The organism is Paracoccus haeundaensis, from assembly GCF_006239215.1.
GTDB classification, from domain to species: Bacteria; Pseudomonadota; Alphaproteobacteria; order Rhodobacterales; family Rhodobacteraceae; genus Paracoccus; species Paracoccus marcusii.
This window is the reverse complement of record NZ_VDDC01000011.1, coordinates 65,808-83,720: the sequence shown is the minus strand read 5'-3', so window position 1 is coordinate 83,720 and position 17,913 is coordinate 65,808. Positions and strand designations below refer to the sequence as shown.

Genomic DNA, 17,913 nt, shown 5'->3' with positions numbered 1-17,913 from the left:
TCACGGCTTCGTGTGATAGATTAATCGGGTCACCCGTTCCCGTTTTCCCTGGTGCATCATGTCCCTGTTCCACGCCAAACATGCCAAGCATGCCAAGTCCGACAACATGCCGGACGGCCAGGGGGCGCTTTTGTCCCTTGCCCTGATGCGCACGCGCGATGCGATCGCGGGGACCGAGGATCCGCAGGGCCGGGGCGGCTCCCCCGCCATGCTGGCGCCGGGTGCGCGGCTGGCGCGGCTGGACCCGGACCACCGCGCCGCAATCCTGTTGGCGGAACTGTCCGAGGATCTGCCCCTGTCGGCCGATGACGGGATCGCCGGTGCATCATCCGCCAGCCTGCTGTGCCGCCAGGCGGACGGAACCTGCGCCTCACTGGTGCGGATCGACCGGCCGGATCTGGCGCAGTTCCGCGAGGCTGCGGCGATGGTCGGGCATTACGCCGAACTGCGCCCCGACCGCGCCCCCGAGATCGAGGTCCAGACCCACGGCCTGATGCCGTTCTTTGCCGCGATCCGCCCCTTGGAGCCGTCGCGGAACCCCGCCACGCTGGAGATGCTGGCCTGTGCGATGGACCTGACCACCGCCGCGGTGATGCGCCTCAAGCTGGCGCTGGCCTGTCCGCGCCCAACGCAGTTCAGCGATCTGATCCAGCCGATGATCGCCTGTCCCAGCCATCCCACCCTGCCCAGCGGCCATGCGACCCAAGCCTTTTGCTTGGCCACGCTGCTGACGCGGCTGGACGACCCACGGGCGCCGCTACGGGCCGACGACCCGCTGTTCCGACTGGCCTGTCGCATCGCGGTGAACCGGACGGTGGCCGGCGTGCATTTCCCCGCCGACAGCGCCGCGGGGGCGGTGCTGGGGATGCAGCTGGCGCATTACATGCTGGCCCGCGCCGATCCGGCCGCGACCGCCCACGGGGCGCAGTTCGACGGGCGGCTCTATCACGACGGCGGGGCCGTGCGCGATTTCCACTATGGCATCCTGGCCGAGATGCTGGACGACGCCGATCCCGCCACAAGGCTGCGGGGACCTGCACTGACCCCGCGCCCCGCGCCGTTATGGGCCACGCTGGTCGCGCGCGCCCGGGACGAACGGGCGGACCGGTGGAGCTGACAGCCGCATGGACCACCCCGGGTCCCGCCCCGGCGGGGCTGTCGCCCGCGCTGGTTGAATGGTGCCGGCGACACCGGGGGACACCGCCCACATCCGCGCCCGACCTTCCCACGCTGATGGCGCAGGCGTTCGGGCGGATGGATCGGTCCTGGTTCCTGCCATCCGCGGTCCTGCACCCGGACGCGGTGAACCGTGACCCGGCCCCTGCAGGCGCCGGTCCGCTGATGGCTGCGAGCGCGCTGCCGGACCCGGACCGGGGCTGCATCATCGCCGTCATCGACGATGCCATTCCGTTCGCACATCAGCACCTGCGCCTGCCCGGGGCGCTGTCGCGGGTGGCGTCGCTGTGGGTCCAGGATGCCCGCGTCGATCCCGACGGTCCGGGCCGCGACCTACCATGGGGAATCGAGCTGCGGGGCGACAGGATCGGCGGCTGGCTGGCGGGACTGGAATCGGGTGCGATCGCGGCCGAGGATGCGGTCTATCGCAGGGCCGGGGTCGTGGCGATGGACCGCCGCACGACGCACAGCGCGGCCTTTGCCGCGGGTCACGGCGCGGCGGTGGCGCTGTTGGCCGCGGGCTTTGCGCCGGACGATCCGCGTGCCCGCAATCATCCGGTGATCGGGGTGACGCTGGCCCCCGGGGTGATCGCGGACACCTCGGCCACGCTGGCCCAGGACCCGCTGCTGGCCGCCATCGTCTTCGTCATCACCCGCGCCCGGATGCTGTGCCGCCAGGTCGAGGCCGCGCATGGCCTGCCCGTGGACAGCGTGCGCCTGCCCGTGGTGCTGAACCTCAGCCTGGGGCTGACGGCGGGGCCGCGCGACGGCACGGGCCTGCTGGAACGCTTTCTGGATGCGCTGGCGACCCATGCGTCCACCGGGCTGGGGCCGGTGCATGCGGTGCTGCCGACCGGCAATCATCGCATGGCGCGCCTGCGCGCGACCCTGCGTCCCCAGGGCAGGATCGGATGGCAACTGCCGCCCGACGACGCGACCCAGACCCCGCTGGAGATCTGGGGGCCGGTCCGTCCCACGCGACCGGACTGGCCCATGCGGATCGGGCTGACGCCACCCGGCGGGACCGAGGCCCGGACCCGCTTTTGCGCCCCGAACCAGTCCAGCATGCTGCGCGACGGGCGGGGGCGCGATCTGGGCCGGGCGTTCTATCGGGTGATGCCGCATCCCGACGGCTGGCGCGAATGCATGACGCTGATCATGGCGCCGACCTGCCCCGCCGCCGCGGGCGACAGCTGGGCGCCGCCCGGCCGGTGGGGGCTGGCGCTGGTGCAGGGGGACGGCGATCACGCGGTGTCGGTCCAGCGCGACGACGTCCTGCGCGGTTTCCCGCGAGAGGCGCGGCAAAGCTGGCTGTCCCAGCCCGCCTATGCCGACATGGACGCCCGGGGGTTTCCCGTCCTGCTGGACCCGCAGACCGCCGGCCCCGCGCGGGTGCAGCGGGCGGACACGGTGAACGCCTATGCGACGGGGCGGCACGGCCTGCGGGTTGGCGCGGTGGACCGGTGCGGGCGGGGGCTGGCCTATGCCTCGTTGATCGGGGCGGCGCAGGGCGGTGATCTCTTGGCCTGCGTGGACCGGTCGCAGGCCCGGCCCGGCATGATCGTGCGTGGCCGCACCAGCGGCAGCTTTGCCGTGATGAGCGGCAGCTCGATGGCGGCCCCTCAGGCGACACGCTGGTTGGCCGGACACTTGGCCGACGGGGCGCGGCCCGACAGCCGCGCGGCGATCATCCGGCTGGCGCAGGGGGCGACAGACGTCCCCGTGCCGGTCCTGCCGACCGAACCGCGACGGGACTGATCCTTTCACGCCGCTTTCACGGCAGCATGCGAATCACGATGCACAGGACGAACGGATCGTCCGCACGGGGGACAGGCGATGAAGGACAAGGACACCGCGGAATTCCAGGACATGCTGGCCGCCCTGCGGATGCTGGGCGCGGACCCGGCGCCCGGCGCGTCGGTCGGGCGGGCGATGGCGCGGATGCAGACCACCGGCACCGCCGACCGGCCCAGCTGGGCCGCGCTGCAGCGGCTGGAGCGCGAGAACGAGCTGTTGATCGATCACGCGGAGATGCTGGCCTGCGCGCTTGGCGCCTGTCCGAACTGTTGGGGCACGCTTGAGGATTGCGAGGAATGCGGCGGCGTCGGGCGGCCCGGCGCCTTCAACCCGGACCGCACCTGCTTTGACCATTTCGTGCTGCCGGTCATCATCCGGGTGCTGGGCCACGGGCCCACCGAGACATCCGGCGCCTGATCCGCGCCGGAAGGGATACCTGCAGGGCCGTCTGTCGTGAGCGGTGTGGTGGTATTGGTGCCCGTCCTGCGGGTGGATCGGCGGAAGGCCGTCTGGGGCGGCCTTCCGCCGATCTTTTTCAGAACAGCGGCGGCAGATCGAACGGATCGGACGCGGCCGGACGCGTGGTGGCGATGGTCGCCCCCGGCCCCGACAGCGTCGCGATCTGCTGTGCCAGGATCGAGATCGCCTGGCTGGCCGCGGCCGCCGTCGCGGCCGGCCCCTGCGCGGTCATCGGAACGCGGATGTCAAAGCTGCGCGCGTGGTTCGTGCCGCCCCCTGAAAGGCCGTCGTCGGACACGAAATACCGCCCCGACAGGCGATAGGTGGTGTCAGCCTGCGCCAAGGCGCGTTCGACGCGCACCTCCAGGATGCGGGCGGGGGGCTGGGCCAGGGGCCAGGGCTCGCTGATGACGGTGGCGCCCGACACGTCGCTGATCGCGCGGGCCAGCGTCGTGGTGAAGGACCGGGCCGGGTCGTCCGCCCACAGGTTGTCCGAGTTGGACCGCACCGCCCCGTCGCCGGTCTGGAACGCGACCTCCTGGTCGGCGGCGTATTCGGGCAGGGACACGTCCTTGAGTTCCGCGGTGCCAAGGCGGTTGGGCACCTGGACCCCGGCCACCGGGGGGTCGATCAGGAAACGCCCGGTCTTTTCCGAGTTGGAACAGGCGCCCAGCAGGGACGCCCCGATCAGGACGGCGATGGGCAGGGCAGGCAGGCGCAGGGCGCGGTGGGGCAGCATCATGTCTATCGTCCCAGAATGAAGGCGCGGGGGTTGCGTTCGATCAGCCGGGCAACCGAGCCGATGGAGGAGGTGGCACGCCGCAGCTCGCGCAGCGCCCCGATCAGTTCGTTGTTGAAGGCCGACCGGTCGCCATAGCTGGCAAACAGCGTGTCGGCCCGCGCCGCGGTGACCTGCAGGCGCTGCAGCAGGTCGGGCAGCTGCTGGACCGAGGCCGCGATCTGGTCGGCGGCCTGGCTGGCGCTGTCCAGCGCGCTGTTCAGGCTGCCCACGGCGTTGCCGTCGCGCAGGTCGTCCAGCAGGCCCGTGGCCGATTCCAGCACGTTGGACAGGTTGCGCGGCAGCTGTTCGGCATCCTCGCTGCCCAGCATGGCGCGCAGGTCGGCCAGGATTCCCTCGGCCTGCAGGCTGATCTCGGCAAAGCCGAACTCCTCGACCGAAGCTGCGGCGCTGTCGATCTGTTCGACCATCTCGGGGACGCCCACGGCGGCCTCGGACACGGCGGTGAAGGCGGCGGAGGCCTCGTCCAGCATCCGGGCCAGGGTCTGTCCGCTTTCGGCCTGCCGCAGATCGCCCGTGATGGCGCTGATGTCGGCCAAGGCAACGCTGCCCCCCTCGATCGCCTCGCGCAGCGCACCGGGGATCGCACGGGTGTCCTGCGAGGTCGCCAGCGCGGTGATCCCGTCCAGCGTGTCGCGGGCCGAGGTCAGCAGCTCCTCGATGGGCAGGTTGCCGATGCGGTTGACCAGCCCCTGGGCGCTGGCGGTGAAATCGTCCAGATCGCCGGGCACCGACGGGATCAGCGGGTTCGGTCCCGTTTCCAGGTCGATCGTCGCCGGGCCCGCATCGGGCATGTCCACCAGTTCGACCATCAGGGTGGTGCCCAGGAATCCGGCGCTGGCCACGCGCGCGCGCAGGCCGTCGCCGACCTCCTCGGTCAGCAGGGCCAGCGCGTCGTCGGCGGTCGATCCGTCCGGCAGGCCCATCCGCCGCGGAGAGATCACCATGCTGACCAGCTGGCGCGGCACGGTGTTGCCCTGCTCATCCTCGGTCAGGCTGACGGCCAGGTCGGTCACGCGACCGACGCGCAGGCCCTGGAACTGGACATCGGCGCCGGTGGACAGGCCCTCGACGCTATCGTCGATCAGGATCCCCACGCGCAGCAGGCGGGTGTCGTCATCCTCGAACCGGGCGGTGCGGGCCGTGCCCTCGTCCGCCTGAACGGCGAATTCCTGTCCGGGTTCGATGGGCGCGCCGCCGCTGACGAAGGTCTCGAAGGCCACGCCGCCCTGCAGGAGCGACGACAGCGAATTGACGTTCAGCGCCACCCCCTGCGTCCCAAGCGAGACCGAGAAGCCGGACGTGTCCCAGAAGACGGTCGCGCTGGTCAGCCGCGCGTCATGGGGCGCCTCGACAAAGGCGTCTACGATGACGCGGTCGGTGCCGGAATCCACGCGGATGTTCTCCAGCCGCCCGACCTGAACGCCGCGGAACAGGACCGGGGCCCCTTCGGACAGGCCGTCGGCGGTCTCCATCGACAGGGTGACCCAGGTGCCGGGCTGATCGTTGCGGATCAGCGGCGGGCGGTCCAATCCGGTGAAGCGTGCAGCCGGCTCGGACACCTCGGCGTCCCAGTAACCCTCGATGAAGGCGCCGCTGAGGACCGTGTCCAGACGGGTAACCCCCTGGGCGCTGACCTGCGGGCGGACGATCCAGAAGGACGCGTCGGCATCGATGAACTGCGCCACGTCGGTGTCCACGCGGACCGACACCACGACCCGCGACAGATCGTCGGTGAACTTGACCCCCTCGACCCCGCCCACGGTGATCTCGCGAAAGCGCAGCGTGGTCTCTCCGGGCGTGATGCCGGTGGCGTCCGCGAATTCGATCTCGATCACGCTGCCCCGGTCGCGGAACGCGTTCCAGGCGATGCCAAGCGTCACGATCAGCGCCACGATGGGCACGATCCAGATGACGTTGATACCGGCCTGGGCCGCGCGGGCGGCCGTCTTGCGCACCGGGCTGGCCGGCGTCAGGGGCGGGGGTGTGTCCGTCATGAGGTCGTGATCCTTGGGCGTTCGTACTGGAAATGCAGGTGGTCAGGGTTCGCGGCGGGTGCGCAAGGGCAGGCCGCGCCAGATCAATCGTGCGTCAAAGCTTTGCGCAGAAAGCATCGTGAAGGCAACCGACAGGGCAAAGGACACCGCGGCCGGTCCCGGCCGGATCGAAGCGACGAAGCCCAGCTGCACCAGCGCCGACAGGATGGCCACGACAAAGACGTCGATCATCGACCAGCGACCGATGAATTCGACGACCTCATAGACCTTCAGCCGCGAATGGGCCTGGTCCACGCTGGCCGGGCGGCCCGCGACGACGGCCAGCCAGGCGATGGCCAGGAACTTGCCCACCGGCACGATGACCGAGGCGACGAAGACGATCAGCGCGATGTCGTAATTGCCGTAATGCATCAGCTCGACCACGCCGCCCAGGATCGTCGCCTCGGAGTTGCCGGCAAGGCCCGCGAAGGTCTGGGTGCTCATCATCGGGAAGACGTTGGCGGGGATATAGGCGATCAGCCCAGCCAGCCACCATGCCCAGACCTTCTGCAGGCCGCGCCGGTCGGGCGCGACCAGATGCGCGCCGCAGCGGTGACAGCGGGCCTGATCCTGGGGCCAGACCCGGCCGCAACGGTGGCACCCCGACAGACCGGCGCGATGCGCGGTCAGGACGGGGGCATCGGACTGTCCGGCAGGCGCGCTCATGCGTCGCCGGGGGCGGTCAGGGGGGCGGGGGTCTTGGCCTGATACTCGGTCTTCATGCCGGCATCCTCGATCGCGTCCCAGATCGAGGTCTGGCACATGAAGGCACGGCTGGCGAGGTTCACGAAGATCAGCGCGCAGAATGCCCAGAAGGCCGGGCCCAGATGGACGGTGGCAAGACCTGCGACCTTGATCAGCGCGACCGCGGTGCCGATGACAAAGATCTCGGCCATGGACCAGGGGCGCAGCAGTTCGGACCAGCGGAAGGCGATGGCCGCGTGGCGATGCGGAGGACGCCCCTGCGCCAGCGGGACCAACGTATACAGCAGCAAGAACGCCCGCAGGATCGGCAGGCCGATGATCATCGCCAGCACCGCCAAGACCAGCGGCAGCAGAACCCCGTCGGCAAAGGCCAACGCCACGTCGAACAGCGAGCTGGCATTGCCGAAGCCCATCGCCGACACCTCCAGGAAGGGAAAGAACACCGCCCCCACCAGCAGCACCATCGAGGTGAAGGCCAGCGCGATCAGCTGCGCGAACGCGCCGTCGCGCGGCTTGGCCAGGACCGTGCCGCAACGGATGCAGCGCGCGGTCTCTCCGACGTCCAGATCCTCCTGGACATGCAGGGCGTCGCAGAGCGGGCAGGCAATCAGCCCTTCGCCGGTCGACAGATCATATGTTTGTTCGCGTTCCATGCGCCGAAGATAAGCCTGACGGCCTGCGGTGCAAGCATGGCGCGAGCGGGCCACGCAGAATTGCACGCAGGCGCGGCGCTAATGCCGCGATCCGGCCCGCGCCGCCGATGTCAGGACGACCTGTCGCGGGCTGTTACCGCCCGCGGAACCGGCCTGGCCAAGCCGGAAGGTCAGCGCCAAGCGATAGGCGCCGGGCTGGGAATCGGTGGTGACATCGCCCTCCAGCTGCATAGAGAACGCCTCGATCAGCTGGCTGCCCAGACCGGTGCCGCCCGCGGCCTCGTCCGGGCCGGTAGAGTTCACCACCTCCAGAAGCCCCTGCCCCGGCGTGGGAGACGTCAGCGACACGCGCACCCACGGATCGCCGCCATCCGCCGGATTGCCCGCGTATTTCATGGCGTTGGTGAAGGCTTCGGTCGTCAGCAGGGTCAGCGGCACCGCCTGGTCGGGCAGCATCGTCAGCGGCTGGATGTCGGTCTGAACCTGCAGGTGACGGCCTGCGCTGGCCGATGCGGTGGTCAGCTGGGCGATGATGTCGGTGATCAACCGGTCGGCATAGACCTGATCCAGCTGTTCGGCCTGATACAGGTTGCGATAAATCGTGGCCAACGCCGCCACCCGGTCCTGGACCGAGCGCAGCACGCGTTTGGCGTCGCGGTCGTCGATCAGGCGGCTTTGCATGTTGATGATCGAGGCGATCAACTGAAGGTTGTTCTTGACCCGGTGATGGACCTCCTTGAGGAGGACGGTCTTTTCGGCGACGGCCTGCTCCATCGCCTCTTCGTCGCGGATCAGGATGCGGGCCATGTTGTGAAAGGTCTGGCTGACATCGGCGATCTCGGTCGGCGCATCGGCTAGGACCGGGGGCGGGCTGTCGCGATTGCCGATGGCGAAACGACGCATCTGTCCGCGCAGGACGGTGATGTGGCGCAGGACCAGCCGGAACACCGCGAAATAGGCGACCGCCAGCGACACCACCCACAGCGCCACCGGCAGCATGACCGCGCCGAAGCGCGACAGCTGGAACAGGCCGACGCCGGCGATGCTGGGGCTCCAGCTGCCAAGGGCATAGACCAGGCCGGGGACCACCGGCACGACGGTGAAGACGCGCATCTCTCCGCTGTTGGCGCGGGTGCGGAAGGTCGCCTCTCCCTGTCCAGGCAAACTGACCAGGGGTACGTCGCGGGGCAGCAGCTGGGCCGGGTCGTCACCTTGGCTGGTGTCCGCGATCAGCACGCGGCCGGAATTGTTGAAGGTCAGGATACGCGCACCTTCGGTCCCGAAATCCATCGCGTGGGTCGAACGCAGCAGCTCCTGCGTCAGGGACAGGGCGGTCAGGCCCAGGAATTCGCGGTCGCGATACAGGGGCTGCAGCACGACAACGACGGGTTCCCGGCTGACCGGCCCCTGGGCCATGGCGGTCACCGCGGTCATCGGGTTCTGCATGAACTCGCGGACCATGTCGCTGTTCGACAGGTCCAGCTGCGGGTCGTCCGGCCCGGCGGAACTGCATTCGACGCGCCCGTCCACCGGCACGAAGGCCGCATGGCGATAGGTGCCGCTGCGCTGCACGAAATTGCGCAGCAGATCCGAACACATGCCGGGCTGGCCGGCGCTTTCCAGGATCGCGGGGCCCAAGGCGTCGGCGGCCCCCAATGCGCTTTGCAGCAGAGCCCGCTCTCCGGCGGCGGCCGATGCTGTCCGGCCCAGCAGCGCGATTTCGGCACTGCGTTCCGCCTCGCGCGACAGGTGCAGGTTCTGGACAAGAGAGATCAGGCCGATCGGAAGGATCGCGATGGACAACAGCGCCCCGAGCCGAAACCCGAGACGCCGCGTGAATTCCATCCGTTGGGTGATCCGCCTCAGCACACCGCCCGCCTCAGCGAGAACTGTAGTTGTTCTGCGCCATGACAGCCAGGGTCGCCTGGTCGGTCATGCTCAACTCCTCACCCTGTTCCAGGTGCAGCAGTTCAGCCAGCTTGCGGCGCCCGCGATTGGCGCGCGACTTGACCGTGCCGACGGCGACCTTGGTCATCTCGGCCGCCTCCTCATAGGAAAAGCCCGATGCGCCGACCAGGATCAGTGCCTCGCGCTGTTCGTCGGGCAGTTTGTCAAAAGCCGCGCGGAAGTCGCGAAGGGCAAGGCGCCCGTCATGGTCGGGCCGCGTCGCCTGGCGGGCGGCATGGATGCCGTCGATGTCGCTGACCTCACGCTTGGTCTTTCGGCGCGACGAATAGAACGTGTTGCGCAGGATGGTGAACAGCCAGGCGCGCAGGTTCGTTCCGGCCTGGAACTTGTCCATGTTCGTCCACGCCTTGACGATGGTGTCCTGCACCAGATCGTCGGCCGACGCCCCCTCGCGGGTCAGCGACAGCGCAAAGGCCCGCAATGCGGGCAGATGGTCGACCAGCTGGTCGCGCGGATGAACCGAAGGGGAATTGGTCATGGAAATGAAACACCGGAAAGCTTGGGGATCGAGGAACGCCGGGCCGGGAAACGGATCATTCCTGTTCCTTCAACTTCTTCAGCAGTTCCAGAAACCGATCGGGGATCTGGTCAGTTGCATCCTGCTCATAGACGCGTTTCAGGTTCTCATCGATCTGTTTTTCCACAGCCGCTCTCCTGCGGTCGTCTCGCTTTGGTGTCATATTCGTGTCAGTCCCGACAAACTTGTGCGCACAGCATGCAACCGATAGGGGGTTCAGTTGGTTCCCTGCAATACGCGATTTAAGAGGACTGTGTAATGACTGTTGCCGATCTGGCCCAATCCATCGGGCGCGAGCTTCCGTTTCTGCGTCGCTATGCGCGCGCCCTGACCGGCAGCCAGCGCGCCGGCGACAATTATGCAGCCGCCACGCTGGAGGCGATCCTGACCGATCGCAGCGTCCTGGACGGCGAAGACGACCTGCGCATCGCGCTGTTCAAGACGTTCCACGTGATCTGGCAAAGCTCGGGCCAGCCGGTGGACGATGCCGAGATGTCCGAACGTGAACGCCGGGCCCAGGGCCATCTGCGCGGCCTGACGCCAAACTCGCGCGAGGCCCTGTTGCTGCGCACGATCGAGGAGCTGCGCGCCGACCAGATCGCCCGCGTGATGCAGATCGAGGCCGCCGAGGCGGAGGAACTGGTCCAGATCGCCCTGAACGAGATGGGCCAGGCGCTGCGCGGCAAGGTCATGGTCATCGAGGACGAGATGATCATCGCGATGGACCTGAAGGGCATCGTTCAGGCAATGGGCCATGACGTCACCGGCGTCGCCCGCACCCACACCGCCGCGATCGAGCTGGCGGGCAAGCACCGTCCCGACCTGATCCTGGCCGACATCCAGCTGGCCGACGGATCGTCGGGCGTCGACGCCGTCAACGAGCTGCTGGGCAGCATGGGCGACATCCCGGTGATCTTCATCACCGCATTCCCGGAACGCCTGCTGACGGGCGACCGCCCTGAGCCGGCCTTCCTGATCTCCAAGCCCTACAGCGAGGAGCAGGTGCGTTCGGCGGTCAGCCAGGCAATGTTCTTTGCCTCGACCGAGGGCCTGAACGCCTGAGGACAAGGACAGGGGCGCCCCGACCGGGCGCCCCTTTCACTTTGCCTTCTCGGCCAGCAGTTCGTCAAAGCCGCGCCGTGCCTCGCGTGCCGCACGCATCCGGCGACGCCGCGCCAGTTCGACATTGATCAGCGCACCCAACAGCACCGAGAACCCCGCCAGATAGAACCACATCAGCAGCGCCACCACGGTCCCGATCGAGCCGTAGATACGGTTGTAGCTGTTAAAGCTGCCCAGATAGGCGGAAAACGCGATCGACCCTGCCGACCACAGCACGGCCGCGAACAGCGCGCCCCAAGTGAAGATCGGGGTCCGCGGCGTCTTGACGTTGGGACCATAGCGATACAGCACCCCGATGGTCACGATCACCAGCAGGAACATCCCCGCCCAAGGCAGCACCGTCAGCAGCGATGCCCGCACCGGCGCAAAGACCAGGAAGTTCAGCAGCACCGGCACCACGACGATCGTCGCAAGCCCCGCAAGGGAGATCCCGACGATCACCAATGTCAGCGCATAGGCCAGCACGAAGCCGAAGATCGTCGAATGCGCCCGCACCCCATAGGCGGCGTTCAAACCGCGGATCAGGGCGTCCACCCCCGCCCGCGCCGCGACGGTGGCGATCATGAACGACACGAATGACGTCCACCCGACCGAGGTCTGGCCATTTTGCGTCAGCGTGGTCACCTGGTCGTCGACGATGTCGGACGCGCCGTCCGGCAGGAATTCATGCGCGACGTCCAGATAGGTCAGGACGACCATCGGGTCGAACCACAGGCTCCACAGCGCGATGATCGCGGCCAGTCCGGGAAACACCGCGAACATCGCATAGAACGCGACGCCCGCCGCGATCAGCGTCATGTGGGTCTTGTCCATCCGTTCGAAGATGGCGCCCCAGAATGATCCCAGATCCCGCAGCCAGTCCAGCATCCCGCCCCGCATCCCTTTTCGTCAGCATGGTCCGCGAAACCGGCCCGCGCAAGACCGCCGTCAGGTCGTGGCGAAGCGCGCCCAGACCGAATCCTCGCCCAGCTTGGCCACGAACTGGGCATGGGCCTGCGCCTCGTCCGGGGTCAGTCGGGGCGGCAGGGGGCGGGGACGCGCGGCGCGCGGGCGCATCTGGCCATCGGGGCTGCGGGCAGCGTCGTCCTGTGCACCGGGCTTGTCCAGAACCAGGTCGGGCTGCCGGCCACCGATCAGTTCCAGATAGACCTCGGCCAGCAGTTCGCTGTCCAGCAAGGCGCCGTGCAGCTCGCGACCCGAATTGTCCACGCCGAAGCGGCGGCACAGCGCATCCAGCGTCGCGGGCGATCCCGGAAACTTCTCGCGTGCCAGCATCAGCGTGTCCAGCGCCCGCGACCATGGCAGCGGCTTGTGCCCCGCGCGTTTCAGTTCGGCGTTCAGGAATTTCATGTCGAAGCTGGCATTGTGGATCACCAGCTTGGCGTCGTCGGCGATGAAGTCCATGAAATCACTGACGATCGCTGCGAATTTCGGCTTGTCGCGCAGAAAGTCGTCGCCCAGGCCGTGGACGTCGAACGCCTCCTTGGGCATCGACCGTTCGGGGTTGATGTAGACGTGGAAGGTGCGCCCGGTGGGCAGGTGGTTCATCAGTTCCAGCGCGCCGATCTCGACGATGCGGTCGGCACCCTCGGCATCGAAGCCGGTGGTTTCGGTGTCCAGGACGATCTCACGCATGGGGGGCAACCTCGTTCACGATGCGGGCGACGGCGGCACGGGCGCCATCCAGGCTGTCGGTCGGAATGATCCAGTCGGCGCGCGCACGCTTGTCCGCGTCGGGCATCTGGCGCGCCAGGATCATGGCCAGCGTATCGCGCGTCATGCCCGGACGCGCAAGCACGCGGGCCGCCTGAGTGGCAGGATCGGTGGACACCACCGCGACCCCGTCCAGATCAGGGGGATGCGCGCTTTCGAACAGCAGGGGGATGTCCAGGACGACCAGGGGTGCGCCCACATGTCGCGCCAGGAAATCCTGCCTGTCCCGTGCGACCAGGGGGTGGACGATCCCCTCCAGCCGCGTCAGTGCGGCAGGGTCGGCGGCAAGCGCGGTCCTCAGCGCGCCCCGGTCGACTCCGCCCTGGACCAAGGCCGTTGGAAAGGCGGCGGCGACCGGCGCCACGGCCGATCCGCCCGGGGCATACAGACGATGGACGGCCTGATCCGCGTCCCAGACCGGGTGACCAAGATCGCGGAACATCTGTGCCGTGGTCGATTTGCCCATGCCGATGCTGCCGGTCAGGCCAAGACGAAAGGTCATTCCAGCGCGACCCGCCGCGCCTCGTCGTCGACATCGGGGCGCTGGCCGAACCAGCGTTCAAAGCCTGGGGCCGCCTGGTGCAGCAGCATTCCCAGACCATCGACCACGCGGCATCCGCGGGCCTGCGCCTCGGTCAGGAAGGGGGTCATCAGCGGGGTATAGACCAGGTCGGTGACCAAGGCGCCGGGCGACAGCGCGTCCAGTGGCACCCGCAGCGGCTGTTTTCCATCCATCCCAAGCGAGGTGGCGTTGACGACGGTGGATGCGCCTTCCAGCATGTTGCCGACCTGGGCCCAGTCATAGACGACCAGCCGCGCCCCGAACTCTGCCTTGATCTGTTCCGCCCGCAGCCGCGTCCGGTTGGCGATGCGCAACTCCTTGACGCCGCTGTCCAGCAGGGATGCGACCACCGCGCGTGCCGCACCCCCCGCACCGATCACCGCGGCGGGGCCCAGATCGGGCTGCCAGTCGGGTTCGTTCTGCCGCAGGTTCGCGATGAAGCCATAGCCGTCGGTATTGTCGGCATGGATCTTGCCGTCGGGGCGAAAGATCAGCGTGTTGGCGGCACCGATCAGGGCCGCGCGGTCCGTGACCGTGTCGGCCAGCGTCAGGACCGCCTCCTTGTGGGGAATGGTGACATTGGCGCCGACGAAACCGGCACGCGGCAGGATGCGCAGAACTTCGGCCAGATGTTCGGGCATTACCGGGATCGGCACGTAATGGCCGGGCAGGCCATAGCGAGCCAACCAATGTCCGTGCAGGCGCGGAGAGCGCGAATGCGCGATGGGCATGCCGATCACGCCGGCCAGGGGCGCGTGGGTGATCTGGCTGGCGGGCAGGTCGTCTTGCATCGGCTTGATCATCACATGGCGTCTTTCGGTGCAGACTAGGCACACGGACGGCGTGACGAAAGCCCCTGTCGGTATGTGGCGGCATATCCGTGGCGGATCGGGCAGGCACGCTGTGGACAAATCCTCGGAGGAATCGGCGCCGGGGTTGGTGGCAACCCTCGTCAATCCCCTGCCTGTCCTGATTTGCCCTTGGAACAAAGCAAAAACAGCAGGGCGTTTTCCACAGGGGGACGAATCGGGCATCCCGATCGGGCGGCCTGTGGAGGAATCGGCGGCCAAATCATTATCCGCAAAGTTATCCACATATGATCGCTTTGTTTACAAACGGTTTTCAGGTCGGCTTGCCGCTTTCGCACATGCTTGTCCACAACGCCCGATTCTGAGGAAATCCTGGTGAACAGAGTCCAATTCCTGCTGTCCACAGGCCCTACTTCAACAACATTCCTTTCTTTATCTTTCTTATTTAAGAGAAGACCGAAGAGAGGTTTCGCGATGATCGACGGACTGGCCCTGATTTATCCCTATGTGAAGGCGTTCCACGTCATGGCCGTCATTTCGTGGATGGCGGGCCTGTTCTACCTGCCCAGGCTGTTCGTCTATCACGCCGAACGCCAAGGAGAATCGGCCGAACCGGTCGCAAGTTTTTTGATCATGGAACAGAAGCTGCTGCGGCTGATCATGAACCCGGCGATGATCGCCACGTGGGTCAGCGGATTGGCCCTGGTGATGACGCCGGGCATCGTCAGCTGGGACATGACCTGGCCGTGGGTCAAGGCGGCCTGCGTGATCGCGATGAGCGTGTTTCACATGTGGTGCGCGCGCGAACGGCGGCATCTGTCGGCCGGAATGGCCCTTGCCGGGCGGTCCTATCGGATGATGAACGAGGTGCCGACCCTGCTGATGGTAGGGATCGTGACCGCCGTGATCGTCAAGTTCTGATCGAAAAGATTGACTCGTGACCGGCGCGGCCTTATCTGCGCCCCAACCCCGGCCGTCCGGTACGGGATTCCCTTGAACACCTGTCTGCTCCGTCCGATACGTCGCGCGGCCGAAAGTTTGCATCAGAATGACCGAAGAACGCCTGAATCTGTCCGACCTCAAGGCAAAGAGCCCCGCCGACCTGCTGTCGATGGCCGAGGAGTGGGAGATCGAGAACGCCTCGACCATGCGCAAGGGCGAGATGATGTTCTCGATCCTCAAGGAGCATGCCGAGGAGGGCTGGGAAATCGGCGGCGAAGGCGTTCTAGAGGTCGTCCAGGACGGCTTTGGCTTCCTGCGGTCGACCGAGGCGAACTATCTGCCCGGACCGGACGACATCTATGTCAGCCCCGACATGATCCGTCAGCACTCGCTGCGCACGGGTGACACGGTGGACGGCGTCATCCGTGCGCCTGGCGACAACGAACGGTATTTTGCGCTGACGAAGGTCGAGAAGATCAACTTTGAGGAGCCGGAAAAGGCCCGTCACAAGGTCGCATTCGACAACCTGACGCCGCTTTACCCGGACGAACGCCTGAACATGGAGATCGAGGATCCCACGGTGAAGGATCGCAGTGCCCGGATCATTGATCTGGTGGCGCCGATCGGCAAGGGTCAGCGGTCGCTGATCGTGGCACCGCCGCGGACGGGTAAGACGGTTCTGCTGCAGAACATCGCGCATTCGATCGAGAAGAACCATCCGGAATGCTATCTGATCGTCCTACTGATCGACGAGCGCCCCGAGGAAGTGACCGACATGCAGCGCAGCGTGCGCGGCGAGGTCGTGTCCTCGACCTTCGATGAACCGGCCAGCCGCCACGTTGCGGTGTCCGAGATGGTCATTGAAAAGGCAAAGCGTCTGGTCGAGCATAAACGAGATGTTGTGATTCTTTTGGACTCTATCACAAGACTTGGTAGAGCATTCAATACTGTTGTCCCAAGCTCGGGCAAGGTGCTGACCGGTGGTGTCGATGCGAATGCATTGCAGCGGCCAAAGCGGTTCTTCGGTGCGGCACGCAATATCGAGGAAGGTGGCAGCCTGACAATCATCGCCACGGCGCTGATCGACACCGGATCGCGCATGGACGAGGTGATCTTTGAAGAATTCAAGGGTACGGGCAATAGCGAGATCGTCCTGGACCGCAAGGTTGCAGACAAACGCGTCTTCCCAGCCATGGACATCCTGAAATCCGGTACGCGGAAAGAGGAACTGCTGGTCGACAGCAAGGACCTGCAAAAGACCTATCTGCTGCGTCGCATCCTGAACCCGATGGGCACCACCGACGCTGTAGAGTTCCTGATTTCCAAGATGAAACAGACCAAGAGCAACGCCGAGTTCTTCGACTCGATGAACGCCTGACGAGGCAGCCATGGACCTGATCTTTGCAGAAGCCACCCCGCCCGGGCGGGGGGGGGTTTCTGTCATCCGTCTGAGCGGCACGAATGCTCGGCTGACTGCCGAGCGTCTTGTCGGCCAAATGCCTGACGCGCGTCATGCGTATTTTCGGACCTTGAGGCACGATGACGAGCCAATCGACCAGGTTCTGGCAATGTGGTTCCCAGAGGGTCAGAGTTTTACCGGCGACGAAGTGGCAGAACTGCATCTGCATGGTGCACCTGTGATTTCACGACGGGTGGGGTCCGCGCTGCTGTCCATGGGTGCCAGACCAGCGGAAGCCGGTGAGTTCACACGGCGAGCCTTTCTGAACGGCCGGATGGATCTCGCCGAAATCGAGGGGCTGGGTGATCTGCTTGCCGCAGAGACAGAGGCTCAGCGTAAGCTGGCCTTGCGCACTGCGAGCGGCGAACTGGCCCAAAAGGCGTTGGAATGGCGCCAGCTTCTGATCGAAGCTGGCGCCTTGGTCGAGGTCAGTGTTGATTTCGCGGACGAAGACGTTCCTGATGAGGTCCCCAATCGGGTTTTCGAAGCAATTGCAGAACTACGCGAAGCGCTGCAGCGCGAGTTGGCAGGATTTTCATCGGCCGAACGGATCAGGATGGGGTTCGAAGTCGCTATCATCGGACCGCCAAATGCCGGAAAATCGAGTCTTCTGAACAGGTTGGCCCAGAGAGATGTGGCGATCGTATCCGATCGGGAGGGAACGACAAGAGATGTAATTGAACTCAAGTTCGATCTGAACGGGTTGCCCGTGACGTTTCTTGATACGGCAGGTTTGCGGGAATCTGACGATGCTGTTGAGAGGATTGGGATCGACCGTGCATTGAATCGCGCTAAAAGTGCTGATCTGCGTATCCATCTTTCACGTGACGGGGATATCGTCCAAGAACTTTGGCACCCTGATGACGTCATTGCGGTCAGCCATGCGGACATCTATGAAAGTGACGCCGATCTGACACTATCCGCAGTGACCGGGCATGGTATTGACAAAATGCTTGGTATAATCGGGGAAATACTGAGAAACCGTGTTTCTTCGGCAGGTCTGATCAGTCATGAGCGGCAGCGTCTAGAAATCATCACCGCACTTGATGCAGTTGAAGGCTTAGGGGGATTGCCCGCAGAACTTATTGCGGAGAAGATTCGTGTATCTGCAGCATCGTTAGATCGTTTGCTTGGAAGAATCGGTGCGGACGACTATCTTGATGTTATCTTTTCCTCGTTTTGCATCGGCAAGTAGG

18 protein-coding genes are annotated in these 17,913 nt (G+C 66.2%); 7 read left to right on the top strand and 11 right to left on the bottom strand.

The window, feature by feature from the left end:
* Positions 1 to 58 precede the first annotated feature (58 nt).
* The 3 genes from FHD67_RS06960 to FHD67_RS06950 all read left to right on the top strand — a co-directional run bounded on the left by FHD67_RS06960 (position 59) and on the right by FHD67_RS06950 (position 3,390).
* Complete coding sequence (locus tag FHD67_RS06960; RefSeq protein ID WP_139598280.1) at positions 59 to 1,117, top strand: phosphatase PAP2 family protein; 1,059 nt, start codon at positions 59 to 61, stop codon at positions 1,115 to 1,117.
* A complete protein-coding gene (locus FHD67_RS06955; RefSeq protein WP_139598279.1) occupies positions 1,108 to 2,934 on the top strand; it encodes a S8/S53 family peptidase in 1,827 nt (608 codons plus the stop codon). The genes FHD67_RS06960 and FHD67_RS06955 overlap by 10 nt, the downstream gene beginning before the upstream one ends.
* A 78-nt stretch (positions 2,935 to 3,012) precedes the next feature.
* Complete coding sequence (locus tag FHD67_RS06950) at positions 3,013 to 3,390, top strand: hypothetical protein (protein WP_045981913.1); 378 nt, start codon at positions 3,013 to 3,015, stop codon at positions 3,388 to 3,390.
* Between the two features lie 118 nt (positions 3,391 to 3,508).
* Here the strand turns inward: FHD67_RS06950 and FHD67_RS06945 are convergent, their stop codons facing one another.
* The 7 genes from FHD67_RS06945 to FHD67_RS06915 form a co-directional block, all read right to left on the bottom strand.
* A complete protein-coding gene (locus tag FHD67_RS06945) occupies positions 3,509 to 4,174 on the bottom strand; it encodes a PqiC family protein (protein WP_052715237.1) in 666 nt (221 codons plus the stop codon).
* Positions 4,175 to 4,176: 2 nt separating this feature from the next.
* Complete coding sequence (locus tag FHD67_RS06940; protein WP_139598278.1) at positions 4,177 to 6,228, bottom strand: PqiB family protein; 2,052 nt, start codon at positions 6,226 to 6,228, stop codon at positions 4,177 to 4,179.
* 42 nt (positions 6,229 to 6,270) lie between these two features.
* Positions 6,271 to 6,933, bottom strand: a complete 663-nt coding sequence (locus FHD67_RS06935) for a paraquat-inducible protein A (RefSeq protein WP_045981912.1) — start codon at positions 6,931 to 6,933, stop codon at positions 6,271 to 6,273.
* On the bottom strand, positions 6,930 to 7,625 hold the full coding sequence (locus tag FHD67_RS06930) for a paraquat-inducible protein A (protein WP_046000521.1): 696 nt from the start codon (positions 7,623 to 7,625) through the stop codon (positions 6,930 to 6,932). Before FHD67_RS06930 ends, FHD67_RS06935 begins: the two co-directional genes overlap by 4 nt.
* Positions 7,626 to 7,703: 78 nt before the next feature.
* Positions 7,704 to 9,428: a sensor histidine kinase gene (locus FHD67_RS06925; protein ID WP_246071253.1), complete on the bottom strand. Its 1,725-nt coding sequence runs from the start codon at positions 9,426 to 9,428 to the stop codon at positions 7,704 to 7,706.
* Between the two features lie 76 nt (positions 9,429 to 9,504).
* The gene (locus tag FHD67_RS06920) at positions 9,505 to 10,071 is read right to left on the bottom strand and encodes an RNA polymerase sigma factor (protein ID WP_139598276.1); all 567 of its coding nucleotides are present in this window, start codon (positions 10,069 to 10,071) and stop codon (positions 9,505 to 9,507) included.
* Positions 10,072 to 10,126: 55 nt separating this feature from the next.
* Entirely contained in the window at positions 10,127 to 10,237 is a 111-nt protein-coding gene (locus FHD67_RS06915) for a NepR family anti-sigma factor (protein ID WP_231558891.1), read from the bottom strand.
* A gap of 131 nt (positions 10,238 to 10,368) precedes the next feature.
* Here FHD67_RS06915 and FHD67_RS06910 point away from each other — a divergent pair, with 131 nt between their 5' ends.
* A complete protein-coding gene (locus FHD67_RS06910; RefSeq protein ID WP_045981908.1) occupies positions 10,369 to 11,172 on the top strand; it encodes a response regulator in 804 nt (267 codons plus the stop codon).
* Positions 11,173 to 11,208: 36 nt separating this feature from the next.
* Here the strand turns inward: FHD67_RS06910 and FHD67_RS06905 are convergent, their stop codons facing one another.
* Genes FHD67_RS06905 through FHD67_RS06890 form a run of 4 tightly spaced genes read right to left on the bottom strand, consistent with a single transcriptional unit; the run spans position 11,209 to position 14,298 of the window.
* Complete coding sequence (locus FHD67_RS06905) at positions 11,209 to 12,099, bottom strand: YihY/virulence factor BrkB family protein (protein ID WP_232303326.1); 891 nt, start codon at positions 12,097 to 12,099, stop codon at positions 11,209 to 11,211.
* Between the two features lie 60 nt (positions 12,100 to 12,159).
* Positions 12,160 to 12,867 (bottom strand): DNA polymerase III subunit epsilon, encoded by a 708-nt coding sequence (dnaQ, locus tag FHD67_RS06900; protein WP_127897531.1) that lies wholly within the window; start codon positions 12,865 to 12,867, stop codon positions 12,160 to 12,162.
* The gene (gene coaE, locus FHD67_RS06895; protein ID WP_139598275.1) at positions 12,860 to 13,447 is read right to left on the bottom strand and encodes a dephospho-CoA kinase; all 588 of its coding nucleotides are present in this window, start codon (positions 13,445 to 13,447) and stop codon (positions 12,860 to 12,862) included. Before coaE ends, dnaQ begins: the two co-directional genes overlap by 8 nt.
* Positions 13,444 to 14,298: a shikimate dehydrogenase gene (locus tag FHD67_RS06890; protein WP_045981968.1), complete on the bottom strand. Its 855-nt coding sequence runs from the start codon at positions 14,296 to 14,298 to the stop codon at positions 13,444 to 13,446. The genes coaE and FHD67_RS06890 overlap by 4 nt, the downstream gene beginning before the upstream one ends.
* A 492-nt stretch (positions 14,299 to 14,790) precedes the next feature.
* Between FHD67_RS06890 and FHD67_RS06885 the strand changes: the two genes are divergently transcribed.
* The 3 genes from FHD67_RS06885 (at position 14,791) to mnmE (ending at position 17,912) form a co-directional block, all read left to right on the top strand.
* Entirely contained in the window at positions 14,791 to 15,237 is a 447-nt protein-coding gene (locus tag FHD67_RS06885) for a CopD family protein (RefSeq protein WP_139598274.1), read from the top strand.
* Positions 15,238 to 15,364: 127 nt separating this feature from the next.
* Positions 15,365 to 16,636, top strand: coding sequence for a transcription termination factor Rho (gene rho / locus FHD67_RS06880; RefSeq protein ID WP_045981904.1), 1,272 nt, complete (start codon positions 15,365 to 15,367; stop codon positions 16,634 to 16,636).
* Between the two features lie 10 nt (positions 16,637 to 16,646).
* Entirely contained in the window at positions 16,647 to 17,912 is a 1,266-nt protein-coding gene (mnmE, locus tag FHD67_RS06875; RefSeq protein WP_046000526.1) for a tRNA uridine-5-carboxymethylaminomethyl(34) synthesis GTPase MnmE, read from the top strand.
* Position 17,913: the final 1 nt, after the last annotated feature.